The sequence below is a fragment of the Fibrobacter sp. UWR2 genome (assembly GCF_002210285.1).
Classification (GTDB): domain Bacteria; phylum Fibrobacterota; class Fibrobacteria; order Fibrobacterales; family Fibrobacteraceae; genus Fibrobacter.
The window spans coordinates 95,225-114,615 of the sequence record NZ_MWQE01000007.1; the positions used below are offsets into that span (position 1 = coordinate 95,225).

The window sequence follows — 19,391 nt, forward strand, 5'->3', positions numbered from 1 at the left end:
TCCTTTTCAAATCTCGGTTGCGGCCTTGCCGCTATTATATACAAACTAGAAGAAACTTCCCTTGATGCCAACGGCGATGGTCCACTGCTGCAAAATGTCGCCCCAGTCGGGAGCATTCCATTCCTGCATCGGGCTCTCGTCATATTCATCACTCGGGTTAGCCGCATTCGCCTTGTCATGTATGGGCACGGAGAGCGCGAGGAACACGGGGAAATCGGCATTCGAGAACTCGATACCGTAGGCAAGCGCTACGGACCACGCCTGATGATCGGGATCCGGACGCGGGTCATACGTACCCGCCTTCTCGGAACTGATCCAGGCAACACCCAGCGGCACAGAGAAGTTGACCCCCAGGCTCTGCACAATCCCAGCACGACCGCGGTAACCGTAGGCAACCGATGCACCCACAGAAGGCGGAGTGTAGGCGCCGAGGTCGTTTTCGCCATATGGCTTGAAGCGGTACTCGAAACGGTCGCCTTCGTGCTTGATTTTCTTCCAGTAGGTATCGTTGAACTCGTTCTCGCCCGAAATCAGGTGCATCGCAAACGGGTACGTGAACGTGAGCCCGTAGAGCCAGATTCCCTTGTCGGTATCGCGGCTGTAGTCCCAGCCGAGAGTGAGCGAGTAGAGCCCCGACCCCTTCTGGAAGCTTGCAGGCAGGATTTCTTCGGAAGCATCCGTACCGCGCTTGATATCGTACTGGCCAGTAGGAATCGAGAGCGATGCAGAAAGTGACGCCGCACCCCCGCTACCGATTGTCTTGCTGAAATCAAAAGAGATGTCACCGAGGCCGCCCGTACTGCGGTCAGTCGGTGCCTGGTTGCTGCGGTACTGGACTTCACCCTGGTGTGACATGAACGGGATGGAGACTCCGAGTTTCGTAGACCACGTAGGCTTGATAGAAAAATGCGGGGTAAGCGTAAGGCCCGAGAAATTCTGGCCGACACTGTACTTGGTAAATACTTCCGTTTCCAGGTAGCCACCCGAAACGCCCTGGCCAATCCACTTGATACCATCGCCCGCACCACCACCGGAGCCGCCAGCACCGCACCCACCGATGGATTCCCAGGGGGTAGCGGGTTCAACCGGAGCGTTGAATGCGGCGAGGAACGCGCAGGTAGCGACAGCCGCGAGAGATGCGACCGCGCCGAACTTCTTGCTAGACTTCAATAAGGAATTCTTCATTGCGCACCTCACGGAAGTTCCAGCAAGTAGCCGTACTTATAACCAGTGGAAAGGAACTTAGCATCGGGAGAGCGCCCGCCCGTCATGGGAATGGGAGCAATTTCACGAACATCGCCGACCCACTCTATTGCAAGATCGCTCGGGGCACCCGCCATCAGGCGGATTTCGCGCATCACCGTACGGCCCGCAGAGCCATCCTGAGCGGACTTGTCGGAGAGGATGACCTTATTGAACATCTGCTTGCCCGACGGGACTTCAATCCACACGACGTAAAGCCGCCCATTAAATGCAAACCAGTGGGGCTGACCGGGCTCAGAAAGCGACTTGTCCCCGCGTTCGATTTTCACCGGCGTAGAGTTCGCGGAAAGTTCCTGGATATAGGCTTCCCATGAATTCGAGTTTTCGGTCAGATTATAGACGACATACTTGCCATCGGGCGAAATCATGGGCGCATCGATTCCCCAGCCCTTCTTGCCTGCGGGTCTCTGGAGTTTCACGGCCTTCTTGAGCCCACCGTTCGCGAAATCGGCAAACACAATCTTGTCATCGCCATTCACGTACACAAGACGCACGTCCTTTGTCCCGAAGAAGCCTTCCACGGTGGAATCTGCAGCATCCTCATCAACAGAAGTTTCCGGTGCAACCCACAAGTGCGGAGAGGCGTCTTCACGGATGTCCTTGTCGTAGAACCAGAACTTCTTCTTGTCCGAGATGCGCACTGCGAACATCCCGTAGTCAAGATTATCGGGCAGGCACAGGTTCTTCTTTTTCTTGTCGTAGGCTCGGAGCGCCACGGCAAAATTCGGATGCGTACTCCACTCCGGATCCTGGAACTGGCATTCGCCTTCCGACGTATCGCGCATTACGTACCAGAGCACCTTGCCCGCCGTATCGGAGATAGTCAGGCGGTCATGTTCCTCGGCATCAGTCGGGAACCCCGAATCAGAAGGAGTCACATAAAGTGTGCCACCGAAATTAAGCCAAAGCATCGACGCCGGGTAGTTTACCGTATCCTGCGTAACAGACGGATTACAAATCTGCATCTCGTTGTTGACAGCGAACAGAGTCCCGATTTCAGACTTGGAACTCGACGCGGACTCCACCGTTTCAGCCTCGAAAGGCTCCGGCGAATAGCACGCGGCAAGCAACAGCGCGGGCAGTAGTATTTCAAATATTCTTTTCATCAATACTCGTTTCCAAATGGACCCTATCGGTTATCCTACGGATTCCCTCCAGGGTGACTATAGTTCCACCTTCACCTTCTCGCGCATGGCCATGACCTGCGCCTTGGCTTCTTCCACAGTATTGCGACGGGCAAGGAGCACACCCAGGCGGCGGTGGCCCTTGAGTTCGGGCTTGCCGAACAGGCGGAGCGCCGTGTCCGGTTCGGCGAGCACCTCTTCGAGGCCGCCGAACTTCATGTGGTCGGAGTTGCCGTCCACGACGATGGCCTTCGAGGCGCTCGGGCCGTGGAATGCGATGTTCGGGATGGGCAGTCCAAGAATAGCGCGGGCATGAAGCGCAAATTCAGAAAGGTCCTGACTGATGAGCGTCACCATGCCGGTATCGTGCGGGCGCGGGGAAACTTCGCTGAACAGCACCTCGTCCTTGCACACAAAGAGTTCCACGCCGAAGATGCCGCGACCGCCCAAAGCGTCGGTAACCTTCTTCGCAATCACCTTCGCCTGTTCCAGGAGTTCCGGCTTCATCGGCTGCGGCTGCCAGGATTCCTGGTAGTCACCGCCCACCTGGTGGTGGCCCACCGGTTCAAGGAAACTGGTGCCGCCCACATGGCGCACCGTCAAGAGCGTAATCTCGTAATCGAACGGCACAAAACCTTCCACGATCACGCGGCTTGCATGGCCCGTACGGCCCTCGTGCTGGGAAATGTCCCAGGACTTCTGCACGTCGGCCTCGGTCTTGATGACACTCTGGCCATGGCCCGAGGAGCTCATCACCGGCTTGACCACGCACGGGATGCCGATTTCGGCGACGGCCTTTTTGAAATCTTCAAAATTATCGGCAAAGCGGTACGGACTCGTCTTGATGCCGAGTTCCTCGGCGGCAAGGCGGCGGATGCCTTCGCGGTTCATCGTGAGTTTGGTGGCCTTCGCGGTCGGGATGACGTTGAAACCTTCCTTCTCGAGTTCTACGAGCGTGTCGGTCGCAATCGCCTCGACCTCGGGAACGATGTAGTCGGGCTTCTCCAGTTCGATTACGCGGCGGAGTTCGGCTCCATCGAGCATGTTGATGACGTGGCTACGGTGAGCCACCTGCATGCCCGGGGCGTTGGCATAACGGTCCACGGCGATAACCTCGACGCCGAGACGCATCATCTCGATGATGACTTCCTTGCCGAGTTCGCCGGCTCCACAAAACAGCACCTTCGTGGCGCTAGAACTTAGAGGGGTACCGATTTCTGCCATATTAAACTCCTTGGTTTACTAGGATAATATAGGAAACTAGAACTTCAGGTCGACCGGGTTGAAGGAGAACTTTACGCCAGAACGAAGCCATCCATCTACACCGTCATTACCGTTTTCGTGTGCAAGGTTTTCGTACTTGCGAAGCCCACCACCCAGATAAAAACTGAACCAGTTGTTCACCTTCATGCGGTAAAGCCCGTCAATCAAGTACTGGGCCTCTTCGATTCCCGACGGCGAGTTTTCGCCACCGGCAAGCGCCAAGTTATAATCGGTGTACATTTCCTTGTCGCCCTGGCGGAGCCATGCAAGCGTCAGCGAAAGCGAATGGACTCCGTAAGTCCAGCCGAAATCGAACCAGACATCAAGAGCGTCGGCGCCGCGGCGGTAGCCTATCGGGTAATCCACAAAGTAGGCATCGGCGTAATCGATGTCGTCCTGTTCGCGGTAGTTGCTGCGGTAATTGCGGCGGCTCGTGTACTTGAGGAGCGGGAGCCTGCTATTGCCAGCCACCGGGTCGGTGCGCACCACGTCGAGGCGCCAGCTGAACTTGCCGTAGAGCGCGGTCGAAAGTTCGTGATAGTAGCCCACGAGGTAGTTGATGACGGAACGGCTCGTGCCCTTGTCATCGTCCTCGCCCACCGGGCTATTGATATCTTCCATGTTCACCTGGCCATAGAACTTTGCCCCGTTGCTCGTCTTGTACCCCAGTTCCACTGAAGTTGCAGCCGAGGTATATCCGGTCGCGTAGTTGTCGTGCCAGTAGATGAACGGGCTCATCGAGCGGAACTCGGGAGCCTTGCCGCCAATCATGCTTTGCTCGGCCACGTAAACCCAAAGCTTAGACGTCTCTATGCCGAAACGGTGGAACATGAAGGTCTTGATGTTATCGGCATACACGCGATTGCGCTGATTCGACACCTGATTGCTGGGGTCGGTACATTTCTGCGCATAGGCCTCAGTACCTACGGGCGGGCAACCGTTTTCGCCGCGCACATCGCCATAAAGCCATGCGTTGAGCGAACTAAACAAGAAGTCGTAGCGGAAAATGCTCGGAGCAAATTTCCAGCGCAGGCCATCGTGATAAGGCGCTCCACCCACAAGGATATCGTTCTTCGAAACTTTCAGGTCATCGAGCGCAAAGCGCCCGAACTGCACGTAGCCCACAGGATTCTCCCATACGGCATAGGCGTTGTTCGGGACGTTTATATCCAGTTCGCTCGGGTCGTAGGTGAAGTTCTTATGGAGGTCGTCCTGGTACCAGGCCTCGAGATCGCGACGAAGAGGCAGGTCCAGCAAGACGTGGAAATTCCTGTAGCCCGCTCGGAAACTGAGGGTAAAGAACGGGTTCACATGCTCTTCGTAACTGCGGGCATTCTCGAGCGGAATTTGCAGGCCACGCCAGTTCGGCCCAAACCAGTCCGCAGTATCCACAGCGAAATAGGATTCCGTCGGGCCACCATTCAACCCGAAATCGAAATCAGTACCCATCTGGAAATACCCATGCTCTCCCGACTCCGGGTGCGACGGAGCAGCCAGGGCCTCAAAGGCGCAGGCAAGGCAGAAAACCGGTATTACACAGCGAAACAACTTCATCTCCAAGTAATTTAATAAAATCCCACAAAAAGCGAACGCCTGGCATTAAGCCAGGCGCGCCAAAAATCAAAGAAGAGTCGCCCGAGCAGGGAGACCCGGGCGACTCCCTTGTGTTGTGGTGAGTGCGCTAGAGAGGCGCACCCTGTGTGTGTGTTTATTTTTTCACTGCAATGCGATGTCTACTAAAAGACGTCGCTTCCACGAAGGAAAGCCGGCACGTCGTAGTCAACGCCGCTGCTCCTGAGAGCGCAAGCTTCCCTGGTGACACCAACCGAGGCAGGGACGCTCTTTTCGGCCATGGTGTTACGAATGAACGTCGGAGTTTCAAGCGACGGTTCCTCACGCATTCCAAGACCATTCTTTTCAGAAACAGTGTTCATGATATCCACATCAGCTGCAGCGGAGAATTCCTGCGTCTCGGGGAGCGAGGCGTTGGGAGTTCCGAGGATGGTCTCTTCGGCCGGAGCGGTCGCAGAGAAACTGGGTGCTGCAAAGCTAGCAGGAGCTGCGCCATGCTGCGTGAACACGGACTGCTGTGCGGCAGGAGCTTCGGCGCTCACGGTCGGCATGGGAACAGTCTGTGCGAGAGCGACAAAGTTGAGCGCGGTCGGGCGCGGAGTCGCTGCAACAGGCTGCGGGGCTGCCGGAGCGGCCTGCGGAGCCGGCTGCTGGTAACCAGCAGTGGGGCCACCGATGGTGTTCACCAGGTCACTTGCACGCGGAGTGGATGTCGGAGCGACATAGGGCTGTGCCGGAGCAACCTGAACAGAAGCAGCCTGCTGGGCACCAGTATTGCCGCAACCCGTCGCAATGACGGTGATGCAGACCTTGTCACCAAGTTCCGGAAGGAGGATGTCACCGATGATGATGTTCGGGTCACCCATGTCACCCACGGCTTCGTAGATGTGGTCCATGGCTTCGCTGTATTCAATCATGGAGAAGTTTTCACCATGAGAAACGTTCACTAGCACGCCGGTAGCGCCTTCCACGTTCACGTCTTCCAGGAGCGGCGAAGAAAGAGCCAGGTCAACGGCCCTGATGCCGCGGTTGTCACCTTCCGCAATGCCCGTACCCATGAGAGCGGAGCCGCCATTCGACATGACCGTACGGATATCGGCGAAGTCAACGTGGATGAGACCATGACGGAACATGATGTCGCAGATGCTGCGCACGGCATTGCCGAGGATTTCGTCAGTCAGTCTGAAAGCACCGTCAAGGGTAAGGGTCTTGTCGGTAGACTGAACCACGTTCAGGAGCTTTTCGTTATCCACCACAATCATGGTGTCAACGTTATCGCGCAGTTCCTTGATGCCCTTTCCGGCATTCCTGGAACGCACAGGACCTTCGTACTTGAACGGCTTGGTCACCACGGCCACGGTGAGGATTCCCATTTCGCGGGCAATCGCACCAACAACCGGAGCGGCACCAGTACCGGTTCCGCCACCCATGCCGGCAGTAATGAAGATCATATCGGCACCCTTCATGGATTCCTTAAGCTCTTCGATGTTTTCTTCGGCGGCCTTCTTGCCCACGTCGGGTTTTGCACCCGCACCGAGCGTCTTGGTCGTCTTCATGCCAATGGCGATCTTGTGATCGGCAAGGCTCAGCTCAAGCGCCTTCGCATCGGTATTCACGGCGTAGTATTCTACACCTTCGATGTTCATACCGACCATACGGTTCACAGTGTTGCCGCCGGCACCGCCGACGCCGAACACCTTCACCTTGGCGTTGTTGAGGGTGGATTCGTCCATTTCGATATGGGTCGCCCCGTTTATGAATTCACTCATGGTTTGTATCTCCCTGTGATTTGAGTGTTTGTTTTTTAGTTAAAAATACGTGCGGACAAGGTCCTTGAACCATTGGATGCCCTTCTTGACAGAAACCGTAATCTGAGCTCCTGTCTCATGCTTCCTGTTTTCCATGCGCTGGCGAGCGGCATAGTGCAGAAGGCCGATACCTGTTGCATACGACGGCTTGCGGAAGGCCTCCTGGATACCGGTCGTTCCCTTCGGGTAACCAATGCGCACCGGCTTCTCGAACACATTCTCGGCGATTTCGTCGATACCGTCAAGAGCGCAGCAGCCGCCGGTAATGACGATACCGCCATTGATGACGTTCGTAATACCGTGCTTGTCCATGTCTTTTTTCAAAAGTTTGAATATTTCTTCGACGCGGGCCGTAATCACGCGAGCCAGCAGTTTACGCGAGCAGAGCACATCGCCGCGGTCACCGACACCGGGCACCGGGAAGGTTTCGTCTTCGATAAGGTTGCTAATCTTGCAGGTGCCATACTTCTTCTTGATCTCTTCTGCCTTCGAGAGCGAGATAGGAACCTTGAGGCACTTGCTGATATCGCTAGTGATGCTATTGCCCGCGATATCGAGCGAAGCGGTGTAGCGAAGCGATTCGCCCACGAAAACAGCCACATCGGCAGTACCCGCGCCAATATCAACCAGAGCCACGCCCAGTTCCTTCTCGTCCGGAGTGAGCACGGCATGTGCTGCAGCAAACGGTTCCCAGACAAATTCTACGGTATGGAGGCCGGCGCTACGAACGCACTTGTCCAAGTTCTGTATAGCGCTCGGGCGCGAGGTGACTACCTGGACTTCAACGCCAAGGCGGCGACCATTGAGGCCCTTCGGGTTCCTAATACCCGCCTGGTCGTCAAGCGTGTATTCGCCCGGGAACACGTGAATAATCTGCCCAGCGGATTCCGGAATGGTGCTTGCCTGATCCTTGACAGTCTCGATATCCTGGCTGCGAACTTCACCCGTCGGGAGCGTAATCAGGCCCTTGTAATTGACCGATGAAACATGCATGCCCGCAATGCCCACATACACATCGTGAACATCGACACCTGTCGTCGTTTCAAGGCTCTGCGCTGCACGCTTGAGCGTTTCGACCACATGGTCGAACTCATCTGCATTGGTCAGCGCAAAATCCCCGCACTCCAGCACGCGCACGTTAGCTTCGTTCGCAACGCCGACGAACAGGTTTATTTTCGAGGCACCGATATCCAGACCGAATATCAGGTCTTCTTTCCTTATCTCATTTTTCGATTCATCCATTGGCGCACCTCTTATCGAAATTCCTTACATAGGCAAAACCGGCGTAACGTAGGTCAACTTCACCGGCACAACGCAAATCCTGCGGGAAACCCGCCTTAACCATATCGTACATGGAGAACAATTCGGCGTCCCACCCCGCCGACGGGTAGAGCACATGGAATTCCACGTCCCTGAAAAACACTTCGAAAGCCCTGTCTTTTTCGGACCAACCCACCTGGGAAACAAGCGCATACTGACTCGGGTCCACCTTCTGCATCTCGGCAAGGAACTTGCAAATGGGCTTGATTTCGTTCACCGATTCCGCTTCCACAATAGGCAGGCGAAGCGCCGTCGACTTGGAAAGCGGGAGCGGGATTCCCCTTTCGGAATACACGGTCGCCTTGCCGCCATCGAAGAACGATGCAATGGCCTTCGATTCCTCGAGAGTAATCGACATAGAAGACGGGAAATGCTTTTTGACATGAACCGAACGGATCAGAGGAACCTGTATCAGCATTTTCTCGATAGAATCCGGATAGACCTCGGACATAAGCATGCCCGGTTCCACCTGCGCGTTCTGGATGATATCTTCCCAAGAAAGCATGCGGTTCCCTTCGATATCAATGTAGCGGAGGTGACGCAGGTCCATCGGGTTGAAACGCTGCACGTAGAAACGGTTCGTCCAGAGGGCGACCCCGGCGGCAATCAGAAGGACGCTCAGGATCCAGCCACGACGCTTAAACCAGCGGAGAACGCTCTTGACACCGCGCTTCATCTTCTGCGCACGGGCCTGCTTCCGCTTGCCTTCGTTGTAGCCGATACGGCGACCCCAGAATGTCGTCCTGGATTCGGTCAAATGCATTCCTCCAGAATCTTGGTTCCAAGCTTGTAGATGTTTCCGGCGCCCATCAGGACCACCACGTCGTTTTCGCGGAGTTCTTCCTTGAAAATCGGGAGCAGGTTCATCTGGTCGCCCACAAAACGCGCGTTTCTGTGACCGCGGTCGGTAGCACTGTTCGCCACAAGAGCACCAGTCACGCCTTCAATCGGGCGTTCGCGCGCCGCATAGATATCCGTTACCAAAAGCACGTCGCAGTTCGCAAAAGCCATACCGAAGGCTTCGTGCTGGTCTCGCGTGCGGGAATAAAGGTGCGGCTGGAAGGCGACAATGATACGCTTGTCCGGGAAGGCTTCGCGGAACCCAAGAAGGGTTGCGGTCGATTCCGTCGGGTGATGTGCATAGTCGTTGAATACCATCACACCGTTCTTCTCGCCCATAAATTCGAAACGGCGGGTAACACCCTGGAAGGCTGCGCAGGCCTTGCGGGCGATATCGGCCGAAATGCCTTCTTCGACGGCAAGCGCCACAGCGGCAGTCGCGTTCAGGACATTATGGCGGCCCGGAATCTGGAGGCGGAATTCCCCAAGGCTTTCGCCATCGTTCAAAATTTCAAATACAGGGTAACCCTTTTCAAAGCGCAGGTTGTCTACGCGGTATTTGGCCTGACGGCTGAAACCATAGGTAATCACGGGCTTGCGCACACGCGAAAGGATTGCCTGCACATTCGGGTCATCCAGGCAGAGGATTACCTGTCCATAGAACGGAATCTTATTCACGAACTGAACGAAGGCATCCTTGATATCCTCGATGTTTTCATAGGTATCCAGATGGTCCGCATCGATGTTGGTGACGATAGCAGAAGACGGCATCATCGAAAGGAAACTGCGGTCAAACTCATCGCTTTCGGCAATCAGGTAATCACCCTTACCCACCTTGGCGCCAGAGCCCTTGCCCTTCACCACACCGCCCACGATAATAGTCGGGTCAAGGCCAGCCTCTTCCCAGATTTCGCCAACGATGGAGGTTGTCGTAGTCTTACCATGCGTACCGCAAATCGAAAGCGTGTACTTCATGCGCATAAGTTCACCGAGCATCTCGGCGCGGCGGATTACCGGAATGCGGCGGTTGCGCGCTTCGACCAGTTCAGGGTTATCGTGCGGCACTGCGGAAGAATAGACAACCAGATCGGCGTCTTCCACATTCTTCGCCTCGTGCTTCGGAGCCACCTTTATGCCAAGGCCCTTAAGGTACTCGATAACTGGGCTCTCTCCCGTATCGGAACCGCTCACCACGAATCCATTTGCATGCAGGACCTCTGCGATGCCCGACATTCCGGCACCACCGATTCCGACAAAGTGCAAGCGACGTACGCGTTTACAATCATTAATCTGCATTAGGCATTTCCTTTTCCAAAATAGCCTGCGCAATCTGGTCTGCGGCATCGGGCATACCAAGCCCCTTCGCGGCAGAAGCCATCGCACTCAGGCGGGATTCATCAGCCAAAAGCTGTTCCACCTTGTTCCACAAATCGTTCGGATCGCTATCCAGTTCAACCAGGGCCGCACCAGCCTTCTCGACCACACGGGCATTGTGTTCCTGGTGGTTCGCGGTAGCATGCGGGAACGGGAGCAAGATGGACGGTTTCCCGAAAGCGAGAATTTCGGCAAGAGCCGATGCACCTGCGCGGCTGATAATCAGGTCAGCATAATTCATATAGGCGTAAATACCGTCAAGGAACCCGCAGATGGTGACATTCGGAATATTCCCCACACGTTCACGGATTGCATCGACATTCTTCACACCCACCTGCCACACGACATTCACATCGGTGCGAGCGGCAATCTGCTTGATGCTCTCTTCAATCTTATTGTTGATACCCACGGCACCCTGCGAGCCACCCACAATAAACACGGCCTTCTTGCCCTCTGGAAATTCGGACGGACGGGCAAGCGAATTGCCATCGGGCAACTTGCGCACCGGGTTGCCAAACACCATGCACTTCCCGGCAGGGAAGAATTTTGCCGCAGCCTCGGAAGTTACAAAGATGGTCTTTGCATAGCGGGAACCCACCTTGTTTGCGACACCGGCAACGGCGTTCTGTTCTTGCAAGTAAACAGGGATTCCAAGGCGACCTGCCGCAATTACGATAGGCAGCGACACATAGCCGCCGGTAGCGACAACCACATCGGGGTTTACCTGTTTCACAACACTCTTTGCTCGTACCAGCGACTTCGAGAGTTTAAACGGCAGGGCAAGATTCTTGAGGAACGGTCCGCGATGCAGCGGCTCCGCCGTAATGTATTCGTAGGGCCAGTTGGCCGCCACAAGGCGTTCTTCCATGGAGTTCTTGCGACCCACGAAAGTAATTTCGGTATAGCCCTTCTTCTTTAGGCTCTCGGCAATCGCCACTGCCGGGAAGATGTGGCCGCCAGTGCCACCGCATACAAACAGGAACTTTTTCATGTTTCAGTCCTCGCTATGTCAAAACCACCGAATGTATAGACGTTCATGCGCTCGTCACCCGCATAAGCCTCGTCAATCTTCTTGCCGGTACCGGTCTTCGAGATGTTCAGCAATATGCCGATAAACAGCCCAGAAATAATCAAGTTCGTACCGCCGAAGCTCAAGAACGGAAGCGGTTGCCCCGTAGTCGGGATAAGGCCCGTACTCACGCAGACGTGAACAATAAAGTTCAAGAACAGCGAAATGGTCAGGGCGACAGCCAGGCACTTGCCAAAACGCGTCTGGCTATTCTTCGCAATCTCGAAACCCTGATAGAAAATAATCGCAAACACGCCCAATACCGCAGCCGTCCCGACAAAGCCAAATTCTTCGCCAATAACACTGTAGACCACATCCTTGTGCGCCTCGGGCAAGTAACCGAACTTCACCGAGCCATTACCAATACCGGCACCGAAAATACCGCCGTTTCCAAGAGCCTCGAGGGAACGTTCTCCCTGCTCGACGCCGTTCTGGTGTTCCGCCGGGTTAAAGAACGCACCGATACGATCGGCCACATGGAAATGGCTTTCGCTAAACATCGCCTTCAAGGACTTTATAAGAACGCCTATGGCACCAATACCACCATACACGCCAAAACCTTCCGCCACATACTTCAGCCTGGCGCCGGCAACAAAAAGCATCGCAAGCATAATCCCGCAGAACATCACCAGCATGGAATAGTTCGGCTGAAGCACCAGCAAAACGGTCACAATAAGCAGAGGCACAGCGGGCTGTTTCAAGCTGCAGGTAATGGACTTGATTTCCGCACCCGCATCGGAAAGCTTTGTCGCAATCATCAGGATAAAGCCGAGCTTCATGATTTCAGAAGGCTGAATGCCGAATATCCAGCGGTTAGCCCCCTTTACTGCCGCTTGCGCCGCCGTACCTGCTGTCACCCAGCCCTTGACAATGGCGGCGAACGTAAGGGCACAACCCACAATAAAGATCAAACGAGAGGCTTTTTTCCAGATGGAATAATCCACACGGGCACCAAAGAACATGGCGGCAAGGCAAGCGACAACCTTCAGGCAGTGCTTCTTCAGGTAATATTCCGAAGGAAGCCCCATCTTGAAGGCCTGCGGGGTCGTCGCGGTGTACACGACGACAATGCCGAACACTATCAACAGCATTGTTGATAGCAACAGCAACTTGTTCACGCCTGTCGTCTGTGTATTGCTCATAAGTTCCTTACCAGTACTATCTCACCTTCGATGCGGGAGTGAGGTTCGCGAGGGCGTCCACCACCTGCTCCATGTGCATTCCGCGGCTGCCCTTCACCAGGAGCACGTCGCCTTCAGAAACGACATCGCCCAGGAACTCGATTGCATCCTGAACGGTATCGAAATGGAAGGCATGCGCCATGCCGCGTTCCTTCGCACCCTTGATAAATTCCTTAGCCTCTTCGCCAACAGCGAGCAAGAGGTCAAAATTCATTTCCGGAACGAGCCTACCTATTTCCCTGTGCAAGTCCTTGCTTGCCTTGCCCAGTTCGAGCATATCGCCCAAGACGGCGATGCGGCAGCCCTGCACGTTCATGTTCCCGATGGTCTGGAGAGCCATGCGGGTAGAAGACGGGTTCGCATTGTAGCAGTCCGAAACAATCTTGAAGCCGTTACCCTTGCGAATTTCCATGCGCATGTTGGTTGCACGGAAGTTCTTGAGGGCCTTCGCGATATCGGCCTTCGGGACACGGAACGCCGTACCCACGGCAATTGCCGCAAGCGCATTGTACAGGTTGTGGATTCCAGGAACACCCAGTTCAAAATGCGTACGGCCAATGTAGAAGTCGGCGCAGGCATTCGCATTCCAGGAAAGTTTTTCGGGCTTCACGATTCCGCGACGCACACCGAAAGTCACCACCTTCATGTTCTTTGTCGAACGGACCTTGCAGAGGTGAGCATCATCTGCATTCACGATAAGCGTTCCGCCGGCCTTGAGACCGTCCTTAATGGTAATTTTCTCGTTAAACACGCCGTCCAGATCCTTGAGGCGTTCCAGGTGGCTTGCGCCAATGTTGGTAATCACGGCAACATCGGGTTCAGTTGCAAGCGACAGCGGGCGGATTTCGTCCGGTCCACTCGTACCCATCTCCACGACGGCGGCTTCGTGACTGTGCTTCAGCTGGAAAAGCGTCATCGGGACACCGATGTGGTTGTTGAAATTTCCCTGCGTAGCGTGCGTATTGAACTTCATCGAAAGGATAGCCTTCGTCATCTCCTTCGTGGTCGTCTTGCCGTTACTGCCGGTGATAGCGACTTTCTTCACCTTAAAGAGGCGCTGGTAGCCCTTGGCAAGCTTCAGGAGTGCCTTGGTGGTATCGTCCACCGGGGCATACATCTTGAAGGTATTCTGGTCAACAGATTCCTGGTTCACTACGCTCATCAGTGCACCTTCCTTTTCCATTTGGGGAACAAACTTGTGGGCATCAAAACGTGCGCCCTTTATAGGCCAGAACACCACGCCCTTGGCCTTTTCACGTGAATCCAAGCACAGATTCACCTTGCGTTTGAGAATGCGGGCCGGGACGCCCACCGGGGCCGTCTCCAGGATATCCAGCATTTCCTTAACTGTCAAATCAAGTTTTAGCATTCTTCCATTGCCTTCACCGCCTCTTCGCGGTCGTCAAAATGATGCTTGGTCTTTCCGACTATCTGGTAGTCTTCGTGACCCTTGCCCGCAATCACGAGCCAGTCGCCGTCATTCAGGGCGGTACAGGCGCGCTTGATAGCCTCTGCACGGTCAGCGACCACAATAAACTTGTCCGTACTCATGCCCGCACGCACGTCTTCGATAATGGCAATCGGGTCTTCCGTGCGCGGGTTATCGGAGGTGAGCCATGCCGTATCGGCAATCGTCTCGGCGATATGCCCCATAATCGGGCGCTTGGTACGGTCGCGGTCGCCACCGCAGCCGAACACCGTAGAAAGCTTGCCGCGGCAGAGCTTGCGGGCAGTCGCAAGCACGCGTTCCAGCGCATCGGGCGTATGTGCGTAATCGACAATCACGTGTTTGCCGCCCTTGTTCCAGACCTTCTCGAAACGGCCAGGCACGCGCACGCTAGCGAGGGCAGCACGCATCGAAAGTTCCGGAATCTGGAGGGCGTTCGCCCAAGCGAGCACGAGCAGCACGTTATCCACATTGAAATCGCCGCACATGGGCGTCTCGAACGGTTCAGCCGCCACCATCGGGAGCGTAAACACGAGGCCATTTTCAGTGTTGGACACCTCGCCCGCGGGCTTCACACCGGCCTTTTCCTTACCGAGTCTCGACACGGAAACCACATTGCGGCCAGCAGCCTTCAGTTCGTCAAAAATCTTTTCACCATGCGCATCGTCGATGTTCACCACTGCCACACCGTCATCGGCGAGGTACTTCGTGAACAGGAGCTTCTTCGCTTCGAAATAGGCTTCCATCGTCTTGTGATAATCGAGATGGTCCTGCGTGAGGTTGCTGAAGAGGCCGCTCTTGAAGCGGATTCCGGCAACACGGCCCTGATGCAGGGAATGGCTCGATGCTTCCATCACGAGGTCAGTGCATCCTGCCGCGACGGCCTTTGCGGCAAAGGCGAACAGGTCCAGAAGGCCGGGAGTCGTGAGCGTCGCCGGAACCGACGTATCACCAATCTTGTTCTTGATGGTCCCGAGGAGGGCCGTCTTTCTGCCGGCGGATTCAAGCATCGCATTCATGAGGAAGGCGCTAGTCGTCTTCCCGTTGGTCCCGGTAACCGCATGGCACTTGAGTTTCGCGAACGGATCCTTGTAGAAAATCCTTGCCGCTTCAAGGCGGGCCGCCTTCACATCGGCCACCTGAATCCACTTGGAGGCGAGCCCTTCGGGAGCAACCTGCTCGCTCACGACCGCAACGGCGCCCGAGGCAACCGCATTGCGGGCAAACTCCTCGTAGCCTTCCGCGGGCATCGAGAAGAACAGATCCTGCGCCTTCACTCGGCGGGAGTCATCGCAAAGACCCTTCACATCCAAGTTACGCATCAAACCTTCGGATATCATTAGCCTCTCTCCTTAAGCGTAAGCTTGCACGTCGTTCCCTTCTGGAGCAATTCTTCGGGCTTGGGCGACTGCGCCACAACGCGTCCCTTACCCTCATATTCCACATTCACGCGGATATTGCCCATAATTTCCATCGCATCGCGCAAGGAAAGTCCTTTCAAGTCGGGCATCTTGGATGCAAGCATCTCGCCCAGCGAAAGTACGACACCCGCATCGCCCGTATAGTCTATATTCTGCGAAATCACGCGGACGCCCTCGCCAGCAAACGCAACCTTGCACCCCTTATCCGAGGCAAGTTTCTTTGCTGCATCGGCGGTCATGCCCATAAAGTCCATATCGCAGGGATTGTTCTTCTTTACCTGCGCCAGGTTGTATGAAACCGGAGACGCTTCCGGATGGTAGTAAATACCTTCCATTATGCGGCGGAAAATCGGACCCGCGGTAAGACCGCCCACATGCTTGCCCTGCGGGTCATCCACCAACACGAGGCACACATAGCGCGTATCCTCGACAGGCGCAAGCCCGATAAACGAAGCCACCTGATGGTCGCGATCGTACTTCTGCGTTTCCTGGTTGAACTTTTCTGCGGTACCGGTCTTGCCACCAAAATACACATCGGGAATCTTCTTCGAGACAACCTTCTTTGCCGTACCGCTATTCACCACACGGTAGAGCATCGAACGGATTGTCGCAGCCGTGCTTGCCGAAATTACGCGGCGCACTTCCTTGGGTTCAATCTTCTCGACGACGCTGTCCCTTGAATCGCGCCATTCACGCACAAGCATCGGTTCCATCAGCACGCCACCGTTCGCGACTGCAGCATACGCCATTGCCATCTGGATAGGCGTCACAGAAATAGCATGGCCAAAGCCCATCGTCTTGAGCGTACGGTCATCGCGCGTAAGCTCGTAAGGCATAAGCAGGCGGCCTCTCTCCTCGCCGGGGAAGTAGTCCGACGTAGGCATGCCGAATCCAAAGCCGCGCGCCATGTTGTAGAGTTTTTCGGCACCGACTTCTGCCGCAATCTTTGCAAACACTATATTCGAGGACTGCACCATCGCCTCGGACATATCCATGTCACCATAGACGTGCGTATCGCATATCTTCTCGGATTTCGGGTTCCAGCTCCAGCAGCGGCCTTCGTTCTCGAAAACGCGCGTAGGCGGCACAATCTTGTTCTCGAGAGCAGCCGCCGCGGTAATCACCTTGAAGGTAGAACCCGGTTCATAGGAAAGTGTAACAATCTCGTTATTCGCCATGCGGCCCACACCCTGGGTCTTGGAGTTCGGGTCAAAAGTCGGGTAGCTCGCCATGGCAAGGATTTCGCCCGTGTAGGGTTCCACAATCACAGCACTCGCACTCTTCGCCTCGAACTCGTTCACGCCATCCTTCAAGGCCTTCTCGACGATTTCCTGCATATTTCCGTCAATCGTCAAGACCATGTTCAAGCCCGGTTCCGCCTTGGCCACTTCGCGAGAACGCGAATAGATTTCACGCTTCACGACCTTCTTGACCGTCTTTACGGAATCACCATCCATTTCGCTGAACTTCTCGACAGTCTGGCCGTCAACGCCCACACGAATGCCACTGACTCCGCTCAACTTCGTATCGAAAGTCCTCTCGAGGCCCATGTTTCCGTGTCCGTTAAAGTCGAGCTTGCCCACCACCTGGCTCGCCAACTGCCCATGAAGGAATATGCGGGTGTAGTCGAGCATCTTGTTGGTCGTATCGCGGCAGTTATCCGCAAGGACCACGCCATTCCTATCCAGAATGCGACCACGGTCGGCATAGACGTTTCTCGTGCTCGTCACCATGTTCTTCGCCTTGGTCTGGTACACCTTGCGGTTCACCACCTGAATGCTAAAGGTCTGCCACAAGAGCACGCCAACAAGGCTCATTACGAGCCACTTGAGGAAGGCGAGTGGTTCAAGACGGATCTTACCGTTCATAGGTCCCTCCCTCGCCCATAATCTTTACAGGAACAGCATTCAAGCCAAGGCCCGTCTGTTCGGCATAGCCACGCAAACTTTCCAGAGTCGAGAGCTGGTTTATCTTCAGTTCCATGCGGAGCACATCTCCTTCCAGGAACACCACTTCTTCTGTTAGCTTGTGATACTTGTCGTAAAGAGTGTTGATGCGGTTCTGCAGGTACAGCGGCGTCATGAGCCCGGAAACAACCGCGACAACGGCAAGCGAGACAATCACGACGATTGACTTGTTTGTCTTCGGCAGAGGTATTTTCTCGGTTGCGCTCATACCCGTTCGTAAACCCTTAACTTTGCAGAGCGAGCCCTGCTGTTGTTCGCAATTTCTTCGTTTGTCGGTAGAATCGGCTTGCGATTCACCTTCCTTAGGCGCTGATGATTCCCACCGCACATGCATACCGGCAAATTTTCCGGACAGATGCAAGCGCGTTCGAATTCAGCCGCAGTCTCCTTGACGCAACGGTCTTCCACGGAATGGTAGCTCATCACCACCAGGCGGCCGCCCACCTTGAGGCAGTCCACAGCCGCACGGAGACTATCTTCGATTTCCTTGAGTTCGCCGTTCACTTCCATGCGAATCGCCTGGAACACGCGAGCCAGCAGGCCATTCACTTCACGACGCTTGTCCGGGAACACGGATTCCACGGCAGACTTCATGTCCGACGGGAGGATTTCGCGATTTTCCCTCTTGATTTCCGAAGCCATCTCGACTAGACGAGTTGCCAGTTTGAATGCCCTATCCATATCGGCATTCTTGCGGAGAGCCGCAGCAAGCGTATCCGCATCGACATTGCAAAGCCAATCCTGCGCAGAGACCCCTTCCCGGCGATCCATGCGCAGGTCGAGCGGGTTATTGCCAACGAAGGTAAACCCGCGTTCAGAATCATCAACCTGGTGGCTGCTGATTCCAAGATCATACAGAATACCATCCAGCGTATTAGCGGGGATTTCGTTTTTCAGTTCGCCAAAGCGCACCGGATGCACAATGAACTTCGGGGCTACTCCTGCAAGGCGCTTTGTCGCATAAGCCACGGCCTCTTCGTCACGGTCGAAGGCATGGAGCGTCCCCGAGGAATTTAGTTTGTTTGCAATTGCGTAGGAATGTCCGCCACCACCGAGAGTGCAATCCGAATAGGTGCCGTCAGCCTTGATGTTCAAAGCATCCAGGCATTCCTGGAGCATTACGGGAGCATGGTAGAAGGCACGTTCATCAACGATTGACATCGCCACCCTCCGTCAAGCTCTCTCCATAGAACGCGGCATCGAATGCAGCAATATCTTCACTTGTCTGCAAACCATACTTGGCATTGAAGCGTTCAGGATTCCACAGTTCGAGAGTTTTACCGCGTGCCGGCACGTAAAGGACTTCGCCCTTTAGACCAGCATACTCCAACAAGATCTTAGGAAGTAAAATGCGGTTTTGACCATCGAGCTCCACCACGGTGGGCCAGAGGTTTCTCCGAACTAGGTCAGCTTGACGGCGGTCGGACCGGCAGTCCAGGTCCGCCATGAACTTTTCGTATTCAGGTACAGTAAAGAACCTCAGGGTCTGATTCGGGCCACGCGTGACCACGAACTCATTCCCATCGGCTCCAACGAGCTGACGACGGAATTCCCTAGGGAAGGAAGTCCTTCCCTTTCCATCGATAGCCGTTTGGGCCTGACCTATGAAAGACGTAAAGTTCATACTAGTTTTTTGACACATTTTACCACAACAGTGTAAAATCTACCCACTTTCAACCACTTTGGCAAGACATGTTACGTTTTTTGACACCCAAAGCATACAAAAAGCATACTTCGGGACG

16 protein-coding genes are annotated in these 19,391 nt (G+C 55.1%); all 16 read right to left on the reverse strand.

Annotated features, from left to right (window positions below):
• Positions 1-45: 45 nt before the first annotated feature.
• Positions 46-1,185: a hypothetical protein gene (locus tag B7994_RS10260; protein ID WP_144063850.1), complete on the reverse strand. Its 1,140-nt coding sequence runs from the start codon at positions 1,183-1,185 to the stop codon at positions 46-48.
• An 8-nt stretch (positions 1,186-1,193) separates the two neighbouring features.
• A complete protein-coding gene (locus B7994_RS10265; protein ID WP_088638375.1) occupies positions 1,194-2,369 on the reverse strand; it encodes a hypothetical protein in 1,176 nt (391 codons plus the stop codon).
• Between the two features lie 57 nt (positions 2,370-2,426).
• Complete coding sequence (purT, locus tag B7994_RS10270) at positions 2,427-3,611, reverse strand: formate-dependent phosphoribosylglycinamide formyltransferase (RefSeq protein WP_088638376.1); 1,185 nt, start codon at positions 3,609-3,611, stop codon at positions 2,427-2,429.
• A 36-nt stretch (positions 3,612-3,647) separates the two neighbouring features.
• On the reverse strand, positions 3,648-5,204 hold the full coding sequence (locus B7994_RS10275; protein WP_233143166.1) for a hypothetical protein: 1,557 nt from the start codon (positions 5,202-5,204) through the stop codon (positions 3,648-3,650).
• Between the two features lie 182 nt (positions 5,205-5,386).
• Complete coding sequence (gene ftsZ, locus B7994_RS10280; RefSeq protein WP_088638377.1) at positions 5,387-6,991, reverse strand: cell division protein FtsZ; 1,605 nt, start codon at positions 6,989-6,991, stop codon at positions 5,387-5,389.
• 39 nt (positions 6,992-7,030) lie between these two features.
• Positions 7,031-8,272: a cell division protein FtsA gene (gene ftsA, locus B7994_RS10285; protein WP_088638378.1), complete on the reverse strand. Its 1,242-nt coding sequence runs from the start codon at positions 8,270-8,272 to the stop codon at positions 7,031-7,033.
• Positions 8,265-9,107, reverse strand: a complete 843-nt coding sequence (locus B7994_RS10290; protein ID WP_233143167.1) for a cell division protein FtsQ/DivIB — start codon at positions 9,105-9,107, stop codon at positions 8,265-8,267. Before B7994_RS10290 ends, ftsA begins: the two co-directional genes overlap by 8 nt.
• Positions 9,104-10,486 (reverse strand): UDP-N-acetylmuramate--L-alanine ligase, encoded by a 1,383-nt coding sequence (gene murC / locus B7994_RS10295; RefSeq protein WP_088638380.1) that lies wholly within the window; start codon positions 10,484-10,486, stop codon positions 9,104-9,106. Before murC ends, B7994_RS10290 begins: the two co-directional genes overlap by 4 nt.
• On the reverse strand, positions 10,476-11,555 hold the full coding sequence (gene murG, locus B7994_RS10300) for an undecaprenyldiphospho-muramoylpentapeptide beta-N-acetylglucosaminyltransferase (RefSeq protein ID WP_088638381.1): 1,080 nt from the start codon (positions 11,553-11,555) through the stop codon (positions 10,476-10,478). Before murG ends, murC begins: the two co-directional genes overlap by 11 nt.
• Positions 11,552-12,775, reverse strand: coding sequence for a putative peptidoglycan glycosyltransferase FtsW (locus tag B7994_RS10305; RefSeq protein ID WP_088638382.1), 1,224 nt, complete (start codon positions 12,773-12,775; stop codon positions 11,552-11,554). The genes murG and B7994_RS10305 overlap by 4 nt, the downstream gene beginning before the upstream one ends.
• A gap of 16 nt (positions 12,776-12,791) precedes the next feature.
• Positions 12,792-14,183: a UDP-N-acetylmuramoyl-tripeptide--D-alanyl-D-alanine ligase gene (gene murF / locus B7994_RS10310; RefSeq protein ID WP_088638383.1), complete on the reverse strand. Its 1,392-nt coding sequence runs from the start codon at positions 14,181-14,183 to the stop codon at positions 12,792-12,794.
• Positions 14,177-15,601 carry a UDP-N-acetylmuramoyl-L-alanyl-D-glutamate--2,6-diaminopimelate ligase gene (locus tag B7994_RS10315; protein ID WP_088638384.1) on the reverse strand — a complete coding sequence of 475 codons (1,425 nt, stop codon included), beginning with the start codon at positions 15,599-15,601 and terminating at the stop codon, positions 14,177-14,179. The genes murF and B7994_RS10315 overlap by 7 nt, the downstream gene beginning before the upstream one ends.
• The gene (locus B7994_RS10320; protein ID WP_088638385.1) at positions 15,601-17,550 is read right to left on the reverse strand and encodes a penicillin-binding protein; all 1,950 of its coding nucleotides are present in this window, start codon (positions 17,548-17,550) and stop codon (positions 15,601-15,603) included. The genes B7994_RS10315 and B7994_RS10320 overlap by 1 nt, the downstream gene beginning before the upstream one ends.
• The gene (locus B7994_RS10325) at positions 17,540-17,857 is read right to left on the reverse strand and encodes a hypothetical protein (protein ID WP_088638386.1); all 318 of its coding nucleotides are present in this window, start codon (positions 17,855-17,857) and stop codon (positions 17,540-17,542) included. Before B7994_RS10325 ends, B7994_RS10320 begins: the two co-directional genes overlap by 11 nt.
• On the reverse strand, positions 17,854-18,810 hold the full coding sequence (gene rsmH, locus B7994_RS10330) for a 16S rRNA (cytosine(1402)-N(4))-methyltransferase RsmH (RefSeq protein WP_088638387.1): 957 nt from the start codon (positions 18,808-18,810) through the stop codon (positions 17,854-17,856). Before rsmH ends, B7994_RS10325 begins: the two co-directional genes overlap by 4 nt.
• On the reverse strand, positions 18,797-19,273 hold the full coding sequence (locus B7994_RS10335; protein ID WP_088638388.1) for a division/cell wall cluster transcriptional repressor MraZ: 477 nt from the start codon (positions 19,271-19,273) through the stop codon (positions 18,797-18,799). The genes rsmH and B7994_RS10335 overlap by 14 nt, the downstream gene beginning before the upstream one ends.
• Positions 19,274-19,391: the final 118 nt, after the last annotated feature.

What these genes read in the sequence shown, in the direction of transcription:
- B7994_RS10275 (WP_233143166.1), bottom strand. Translation starts at nt 5,204, where the DNA reads ATGAAGTTGTTTCGCTGTGTAATACCGGTTTTCTGCCTTGCCTGCGCC.
- B7994_RS10320 (WP_088638385.1), bottom strand. Translation starts at nt 17,550, where the DNA reads ATGAACGGTAAGATCCGTCTTGAACCACTCGCCTTCCTCAAGTGGCTC.
- purT (WP_088638376.1), bottom strand. Translation starts at nt 3,611, where the DNA reads ATGGCAGAAATCGGTACCCCTCTAAGTTCTAGCGCCACGAAGGTGCTG.
- murC (WP_088638380.1), bottom strand. Translation starts at nt 10,486, where the DNA reads ATGCAGATTAATGATTGTAAACGCGTACGTCGCTTGCACTTTGTCGGA.
- B7994_RS10305 (WP_088638382.1), bottom strand. Translation starts at nt 12,775, where the DNA reads ATGAGCAATACACAGACGACAGGCGTGAACAAGTTGCTGTTGCTATCA.
- murF (WP_088638383.1), bottom strand. Translation starts at nt 14,183, where the DNA reads ATGCTAAAACTTGATTTGACAGTTAAGGAAATGCTGGATATCCTGGAG.
- ftsZ (WP_088638377.1), bottom strand. Translation starts at nt 6,991, where the DNA reads ATGAGTGAATTCATAAACGGGGCGACCCATATCGAAATGGACGAATCC.
- B7994_RS10265 (WP_088638375.1), bottom strand. Translation starts at nt 2,369, where the DNA reads ATGAAAAGAATATTTGAAATACTACTGCCCGCGCTGTTGCTTGCCGCG.
- B7994_RS10260 (WP_144063850.1), bottom strand. Translation starts at nt 1,185, where the DNA reads ATGAAGAATTCCTTATTGAAGTCTAGCAAGAAGTTCGGCGCGGTCGCA.
- murG (WP_088638381.1), bottom strand. Translation starts at nt 11,555, where the DNA reads ATGAAAAAGTTCCTGTTTGTATGCGGTGGCACTGGCGGCCACATCTTC.
- B7994_RS10335 (WP_088638388.1), bottom strand. Translation starts at nt 19,273, where the DNA reads ATGAACTTTACGTCTTTCATAGGTCAGGCCCAAACGGCTATCGATGGA.
- B7994_RS10325 (WP_088638386.1), bottom strand. Translation starts at nt 17,857, where the DNA reads ATGAGCGCAACCGAGAAAATACCTCTGCCGAAGACAAACAAGTCAATC.
- rsmH (WP_088638387.1), bottom strand. Translation starts at nt 18,810, where the DNA reads ATGTCAATCGTTGATGAACGTGCCTTCTACCATGCTCCCGTAATGCTC.
- B7994_RS10315 (WP_088638384.1), bottom strand. Translation starts at nt 15,601, where the DNA reads ATGATATCCGAAGGTTTGATGCGTAACTTGGATGTGAAGGGTCTTTGC.
- ftsA (WP_088638378.1), bottom strand. Translation starts at nt 8,272, where the DNA reads ATGGATGAATCGAAAAATGAGATAAGGAAAGAAGACCTGATATTCGGT.